Origin of the sequence: Actinoplanes sp. G11-F43 (assembly GCF_050589265.1) — a bacterium.
Taxonomy (GTDB): domain Bacteria; phylum Actinomycetota; class Actinomycetes; order Mycobacteriales; family Micromonosporaceae; genus Actinoplanes.
Window position 1 is genome coordinate 4,691 of record NZ_JBNZCE010000080.1, and the last position, 4,143, is coordinate 8,833.

Consider the following 4,143-nt stretch of genomic DNA (forward strand, 5'->3'; position numbering starts at 1 on the left):
CCGGGGCCGGGTCAGGTCCAGCCGTGTCGGGTGGCGTAGCGGGCCGCCTCGGTGCGGTTGCGGGCGCTGATCTTGGCGAACGCGTTGTTGATGTGCGTCTTCACCGTCGTCTCGGCGACGAAGAGGGCGGCCGCGATCTCGGCGTTCGTGTGGCCTCGGGCGATGTGCCGCAGTACCTCCACCTCACGCTGGGTCAGGCCGTCCGGCAGGCCGGTGGTGGGAGCGGCCGGGGCCACCGTCAGGCGTGCGGCCACCGCCGGGTCGAACAGGGCGTGGCCGGCCGCCGCGGCCCGCAACGCCAGGGCTATCTCGGCGCGGCCGGCGTCCTTGGTCAGGTAGCCGCGGGCGCCGGCGGCCAGCGCCCCGGCGATCGACTCGTCGTCGGCGTAGGTGGTCAGCACCACCACCGCCACCTCGGGAAACCGGTCGCGGCAGCGGGCGGTGGCGGCGATCCCGTCGAGTTTCGGCATCCGCAGGTCCATCAGCACCACGTCGGGGCGGAACTCCTCGATCAGGGCCAGGGCCTGTTCGCCGTCGGCGGCCGAACCGGCCACCTCGACACCCTCGGTGAGTTCCAGCAGGGCGGTCAGACCCTCCCGGACCAGCTGCTGATCGTCGACGACGAGCACCCGGATCATTCCGGCACCGCCACGACGAGCCGCCAGTCGCCGTCCACCCTGCCCGCCTCCAGCGTTCCGCCGAGCAGTGCGACTCGCTCCCGGGCGCCGATCAGACCGTGCGTACCCGTATCCGTACTCGAATCTGAATCTGATCTGTCGCTTCCCATGGGGTTCAGCGAGGTGAGGACCACGGCCGCCGGGCGGAAGTCGAGGGTCAGGGTGACCGGGGCGCCGGGGGCGTGCCGCATCGCGTTGGTGAGGGCCTCCCGGGCGATCCGGGGCAACGCCACCTCGGCGCCCGGTGACAGCGGGCGGACCTCACCCTCGACACGCAGGGTGATCGCGGCACCGTGGTCGGCCCGGTACGACGCGGCCAGGTCGGCGAGCGCACGGGACAGCGGCGGCACGTCGGCCCGTAGTGCGGCCACCGCGGACCGGGCCTCGACCAGGCCCTCGGCGGCCAGGCGGCGGGCCCGGCGGATGCGGTCCGCGGCCCCGGCCACGTCGTTGCGTTCGGTGAGTTGCGCCTCCGCGACCTCCAGTTGAACGCCCAGCGCGCCCAGCGAGTGCGCCAGCACGTCGTGCAGTTCGCGGGCGATCCGGGCCCGTTCGTCGAGGGCGGCGGCGCGGGCGCGGGCCTGCCGGGTCTGCTGGATCTGTTCGGCGTGCAGCCGGTGCACCCGCCGGTGCAGGGTGAACAGGACGAGCGTAGCGATCAGCGCCGGCTGGGTGATCATGCTGGCCGTCCCGTGCCCGGCCCGCCACAGCCCGCCGAGCAGCACCACCAGCACCGCGGCGGTCAGGGTCAGGATCGCCCACATCGGGGTGCGTGGCAGGAGGACGAACATGAACAGCGCCGCGTACAGATAGAACAGCGACGACGGCTCGCTGAGGGTGGCCGACAGCAGTGCGGCCAGGGCCAGCGCACCCTGCGCGATCCGCGGCCACCGCCGGTCGGTGAGCAGGAACAGCGCCCAGCAGGCGGTGGCCGGGTGGAACCCCTCGGTCAGCGTGAGCCAGACCATCACCCCGCTGATCGCGATGCGTACCAGCCAGCCGGTCTCCGGGTCGTCGGCCCGGAGCCGCCGGACGCCGTCCCGCAGGGTCAACCCCGCTCACCCACCAGGGTCAGGATCAGATCGAGCATCAGCAGACGGTAGGCGACGAAGGCGAGTCCCGCCACGGCGAGGACCACCAGGACGGCCGCCACCAGCCGGCCGGTGATCTTTCCACCCTCGCGTTCCACGACCCGCCCGATGATCTCGCCGGCCAGCCGGGTGCTCCGGTTGCCCTCGCCGTCGCCGGTCAGCATGTAGTTGACGGCCCGCTTCTTCCGGTTGTCCTGAGTCATGTCCCGAACGCTACGAATCGCGTTGGGTGGAGTGGCACCTCCCGAGGGTGGAGATGCGGGTGGAGCCGATCCACCGACAAAAGAGGAGAATCGTTCATATCGTCACGCTTATGTCACGATCACGCTGGCTCGCGGCGCTGCTGTCCGGCGCCCTGGCCCTCACCGGTTCGCCCGCGTACGCGGACGACGTCCCGGACCGCACCGTCGGCTTCGACGGTCTGGTCTACACCAGCACCCACGTCGGCGACACCGTCTACCTGGGCGGCAGCTTCACCCACGCGATCGTCGACGGCCGGCGGGTGGTCCGCAAACGGCTCGCCGCCGTCGACTCGCGCACCGGGCGGCTGCTGCCCTGGGCGCCGGTCACCGACGGTACGGTCATGGGCCTCACCTCCGCCGGATCGTCGCTCTACGCGACCGGCAAGTTCCGGACCGTCGGCGGCCGGCCACGCGCCGGGCTCGCCGCCATCGACCTGCGCACCGGCGCCGTCGGCTCGATGCGGCACACCGTCGACGGCCTCGGGCAGACGCTCACCGCCGCGAACGGGCGGCTCTACCTGGGCGGCGACTTCCGCGCGGTGGACGGACGCCCGGCCCGCAACCTGGCCGCCTTCCGGCTGTCCGACGGGTCGGTCGACACCGGCTTCGCCGGAGCGGCGGACGGCAAGGTGTGGGCGCTCACCGCGGCCGGCTCACGGCTCTACGTGGGCGGCGGATTCCAGAAGATCAACGGAGTTTCCGGTACGGCCCGGCTGGCCGCCCTCGGGCTCACCGACGGGAAGGTGGACCGAGCGTTCCGGCCCGCCACCCCGTACCCGGCGTTCGCCCTGACCGTCGCCGGCGACCGGGTGTACGCCGGGCTGGCCGGGGTCGGCGGGCGGGTGCAGGCGTACCGGCCGGACGGCAGTCTCGCCTGGAGCAGTGTCACCGACGGTGACGTGCAGGCGATCACGTACCTGAACGGCACCGTGTACGCCGGCGGCCACTTCACGGTGGCCTGCCCGAAACCGTCGCGGACCGCCACCTCGTGGTGCCCGGCCCAGCTGCGGCCCCAGCCGAAGATCGCCGCCTGGGATCCGCGGACCGGCGCCCTGCGCGACTGGAATCCGCGTAGCAACGGCAAGTGGGGTGTGCTCACCCTGAAGTCCAACCCCACCCTCGGCACCCTGACCGTGGGCGGCGACTTCACCGCCTTCGGCAACGCGGACCGTCCGCGTTTCGCCCAGTTCCGCCCGTGCCCGAAAGGCTGCGCACGTCGATCCGGTGTAGCGCCGTCGTCGGGATCGATGGAATCCTCGCGGGCGTGGCACTCGACGGACGGCGCGCGCTCGCTCTCTTCCTGACGTTGACGCTCGCCGGGTGCGGGTTCTCCGAGGAGCCCGCACCCCCGTCGGCTATGACACCGCCGTCCGCGGCCGCCTCGCCCCCGGTGGAGAAGACGACGGCCGCCACCCTGTCGCCCGGCGCCAGCCGGCCCGGTGCGGTGCCGGCCGTGGTCGACCACGGTCCGCGCGGGGCCAAGCGGGTGGCGCTGACCTTCGACGCGGACATGACCGACGCGATGACGGCCCGGCTGCGGCGCGGTGAGGTCACCTCGTACGCCAATCTGCGTCTTCTGAAGATGTTGGAGAACCGGAAGATCCCGGCCACGTTCTTCGTCACCGGCCAGTGGGCCGAGGAGTATCCGGAGGTCACCCGCCGGATCGCCGGGAATCCGCGGTTCGAGATCGCGAACCACAGTTATGAGCACGCCGCGTTCACCGGTGACTGCTACAACCTGCCCCGGGTGGCGAAGAAGGCGATGACCGAGGACGTGGCCAAGACGTTCCGGGTGCTGGAGCCGTTCGGGGGTGGTCAAACCCGGTATTTCCGGTTCCCCGGGCTCTGCCACGACGCGGCCGCGCTGCGCGCCCTGGCCCCGCTCGGTGTCACGGTGATCGACGGGGACGTGATCAGCGGCGACCCGTTCGCCCGCGGCCCGTCCCCGGTGGTGAACGCGGTGTTGAACCAGGTGAAGCCCGGCTCGATCGTGATCATGCACGTGACCGAGGCGAACGCCCAGTACACCGACGACGCCCTGCCGGCGATCCTGTCCGGTCTGAAACGCCGCGGCCTGGAGCCGGTCCGCCTCTCCGACCTGCTCGCCTGACGCCCGGTTTCACCCGCGTGGGG

General features: G+C 72.2%; 5 protein-coding genes. 2 read left to right on the forward strand and 3 right to left on the reverse strand.

What is annotated here, in order from left to right; all coding sequences use genetic code 11:
- Nucleotides 1–11: 11 nt before the first annotated feature.
- Genes ACQ0O7_RS44870 through ACQ0O7_RS44880 form a run of 3 tightly spaced genes read right to left on the reverse strand, consistent with a single transcriptional unit; the run spans nt 12 to nt 1,971 of the window.
- Nucleotides 12–638 carry a response regulator transcription factor gene (locus ACQ0O7_RS44870; protein ID WP_430792058.1) on the reverse strand — a complete coding sequence of 209 codons (627 nt, stop codon included), beginning with the start codon at nt 636–638 and terminating at the stop codon, nt 12–14.
- Nucleotides 635–1,729 carry a sensor histidine kinase gene (locus ACQ0O7_RS44875; protein ID WP_430792059.1) on the reverse strand — a complete coding sequence of 365 codons (1,095 nt, stop codon included), beginning with the start codon at nt 1,727–1,729 and terminating at the stop codon, nt 635–637. Before ACQ0O7_RS44875 ends, ACQ0O7_RS44870 begins: the two co-directional genes overlap by 4 nt.
- Nucleotides 1,726–1,971: a hypothetical protein gene (locus tag ACQ0O7_RS44880; RefSeq protein WP_430792060.1), complete on the reverse strand. Its 246-nt coding sequence runs from the start codon at nt 1,969–1,971 to the stop codon at nt 1,726–1,728. Before ACQ0O7_RS44880 ends, ACQ0O7_RS44875 begins: the two co-directional genes overlap by 4 nt.
- Nucleotides 1,972–2,081: 110 nt before the next feature.
- Here ACQ0O7_RS44880 and ACQ0O7_RS44885 point away from each other — a divergent pair, with 110 nt between their 5' ends.
- Both ACQ0O7_RS44885 and ACQ0O7_RS44890 read left to right on the forward strand, forming a co-directional pair.
- A complete protein-coding gene (locus tag ACQ0O7_RS44885; RefSeq protein ID WP_430792061.1) occupies nt 2,082–3,314 on the forward strand; it encodes a hypothetical protein in 1,233 nt (410 codons plus the stop codon).
- Complete coding sequence (locus ACQ0O7_RS44890; protein WP_430792062.1) at nt 3,275–4,120, forward strand: polysaccharide deacetylase family protein; 846 nt, start codon at nt 3,275–3,277, stop codon at nt 4,118–4,120. The genes ACQ0O7_RS44885 and ACQ0O7_RS44890 overlap by 40 nt, the downstream gene beginning before the upstream one ends.
- Nucleotides 4,121–4,143 lie beyond the last annotated feature (23 nt).